At 53.4% G+C, this 2,334-nt stretch carries 3 protein-coding genes; all 3 read right to left on the bottom strand.

Annotated elements, in window-relative coordinates; genetic code table 11:
• Positions 1-661: 661 nt before the first annotated feature.
• Positions 662-913: a hypothetical protein gene (locus RSSM_RS16655; protein WP_008681181.1), complete on the bottom strand. Its 252-nt coding sequence runs from the start codon at positions 911-913 to the stop codon at positions 662-664.
• A 250-nt stretch (positions 914-1,163) separates the two neighbouring features.
• Positions 1,164-1,649 carry a hypothetical protein gene (locus RSSM_RS16650; protein WP_044302803.1) on the bottom strand — a complete coding sequence of 162 codons (486 nt, stop codon included), beginning with the start codon at positions 1,647-1,649 and terminating at the stop codon, positions 1,164-1,166.
• Positions 1,642-2,139: a hypothetical protein gene (locus RSSM_RS16645; RefSeq protein ID WP_044302802.1), complete on the bottom strand. Its 498-nt coding sequence runs from the start codon at positions 2,137-2,139 to the stop codon at positions 1,642-1,644. The genes RSSM_RS16650 and RSSM_RS16645 overlap by 8 nt, the downstream gene beginning before the upstream one ends.
• Positions 2,140-2,334: the final 195 nt, after the last annotated feature.

Here is a 2,334-nt window from a genome sequence, read left to right as displayed (position 1 = left end):
AGTGGAGTCTCGACCAGATGAAACCGCCTCACCCGGCTCCGGTGCATTCCGTGGTTATCCTCGCGACTGTAGGACTGCGATATCTGAGTCACCACGGGCCGTCGTGAATCCGAGCATGTCAAACCGGTGAACATAGACAACAGAGAAGTTCCAGCGAATCACTATTGTACCCACGCAAAGTAGCAGATTCGAGATCACCGCAAGATGGCTCGGAGTGGAGTAGGTGTGTGAGTATAGTAGCCAAGCCAGGTTCGCGCCCATTGCACAGGCATAAAGTATCCAATACCAGCGAAGGCTAGCCGGCAATGCGAGAGCAAGTTCGTTCCGGCATCTGTCACAAGAGACAGGAGGTCGCCAAAACAGGCGTGAACGACAGATATGCCAGCGGCATACTGGACATTGATTGTGTCCCCAAGGAATTGGAGAGAGGAGTTCCGAATCAGCGACTGATGTAGATTCGTATGGATTTACGGGCATGGGTTCAGTCGGATAACGGCGGACATCACGGGGCACGGTGAGTTGACTATCCACTGCAATGAAAGCCGCAAGCCGTGCTCCCGTGCATGTCATTGTTCGTCGGTGTTTTCAAGTTAAGCGAGCGATGCCGATCTGTTTCTATCATCGTGACCGAACGATTCCACGCCAAATCCATCACGACGATTCAGTCGGGTAGGTTCGTGTAGTGGTCCCAATATTCCGGACGGATCGAATAGTCGATCCATTCAAGCGGCGCGAACAGAATCCGCGAGACGGTATTGAACGCTCGGTAGTGTGGCTCTCGCGATCCATCCAGAACAATCCCAAGGTGCATTCTTTCGATTAAAATCATTGGCTCCAACATCACTCGATACGCACCAACGTAGATCGCGATCAAAGCAATCGTTGTGAGCAGCGTTCGCAATCCGAATTTCATTCGCTTCCGTTCCACAGCACGCAGATGTCAGTAGCAGTCGTCGTGCACCGTTCCGACGAACGATTGGAATCACCGGGCCGGGCCGGTGGAGGCTCGACCAGATGAAACGGCCTCACCCGGCTCCGGTGCATTCCGTGGTTATCCCCGTATGAAGGGTGAGCGTAAGCAATCGTGCTTGCCTTAGTTTGAGCGTTGTGGCCAACTTGCTTACTAGACGATTGGTTGACGAATGACAATTTAAGTGCACGAGCTAGAAAACAAATATGCCAGCAGCAAGAGATACGCAGAAAAACCCCAGAGCCAGAGAAGCAGCGGTCCCCAGTACTGCATAAGTAGCTCTTCGCTGTCGCCAGTATTTCGAGCAGTGGAGGAACGTAAGTGCGGCGATAAGGTCCATCGCCAGCGTGCAGGTGACAATCCCCGAAAACGGCCCGCGATCCCGACTAAGCACCGAAAAATGGAAGGTGAGCGTAGTCGCAGACCACGCAAGTATTAGAACTGCGGTCGTAATCCAAGCCTTGCCCATGAACCGCCAGCCCCAGTGCAAGGATTCGCGATGAGCGTCGGCGTCCGGTTTGGAAGCGGCGTATGGGTTCATTGGTGTTCGATGCTCGTCGGTGTCATCACGCTTCGTTGACTTCAGTCGGATAACGTCCAAAATCACCCGGTCGCGACGAGAGATTATCCATTCGATACGCCCGACTTCGCGACTCGGGTGCATTTTTTTGTTATGCATCTTGTGAATCAGGCTGCAACGCCCAATCCACGATTTGCTCCGGTGTGGGATCGTATTCACCCATCATTCGGCCACCATTCCAAGTGTTCGTGGCATCGTCATAGTCAGGTGGATAAAAGATCAAGTTTGACGCCCCAGACCGTGGGACATTCTTGTCGAGTATGGCCATGTATGCCTCGGCATCTGAGTATCCGTTCTGAGGCATTGCGCGCCGAACAATCTCGATCAATTCGTCACGCGTGACATCATCAACAGGTTTTGTGTGTTGATCATGTAATATTCGGCGTACCCATTCAATATGGTCTTCAGCGCCGTAGATACCTTGGAAATGTTCAAACGGAATCGAAGTATTCGCGAGGCGATTGAATTCAGTCAGCCATTCGTCCCATTCGCCGGGCCGTGCACCGTCTATGTTCGCAGCAAGCTCTGCGAGTCGAGCGGCAAGTTGCTCGTCGATCTTCGGAGGCTCAAGTTGGGGGCGAAGTTCCATGGTCTTGATGCATAACGATTAAGTTCACCCGCTTAGCAAGGAAGACTCTCCACCTTGCTAAGTCGCGTGACGCTAAGCGGGTGCAACGCTTTGGTTGTACTGTGCCGCCAGGGGGCGTGCTAGGTCGAGCCGTCGTCGCCTTAGCGTTTTACCGGTGGCGCGGTCTCTTGGCAGGGCCAAATCCGAGCGTTCTGG

Origin of the sequence: Aporhodopirellula sallentina SM41 (assembly GCF_000346505.1) — a bacterium.
In the GTDB taxonomy this organism is placed as follows: Bacteria; Planctomycetota; Planctomycetia; order Pirellulales; family Pirellulaceae; genus Rhodopirellula; species Rhodopirellula sallentina.
This window is presented reverse-complemented; position numbering and strand designations above follow the sequence as displayed.

What these genes read in the sequence shown, in the direction of transcription:
- RSSM_RS16650 (WP_044302803.1), bottom strand. Translation starts at nt 1,649, where the DNA reads ATGCATAACAAAAAAATGCACCCGAGTCGCGAAGTCGGGCGTATCGAA.
- RSSM_RS16645 (WP_044302802.1), bottom strand. Translation starts at nt 2,139, where the DNA reads ATGGAACTTCGCCCCCAACTTGAGCCTCCGAAGATCGACGAGCAACTT.
- RSSM_RS16655 (WP_008681181.1), bottom strand. Translation starts at nt 913, where the DNA reads ATGAAATTCGGATTGCGAACGCTGCTCACAACGATTGCTTTGATCGCG.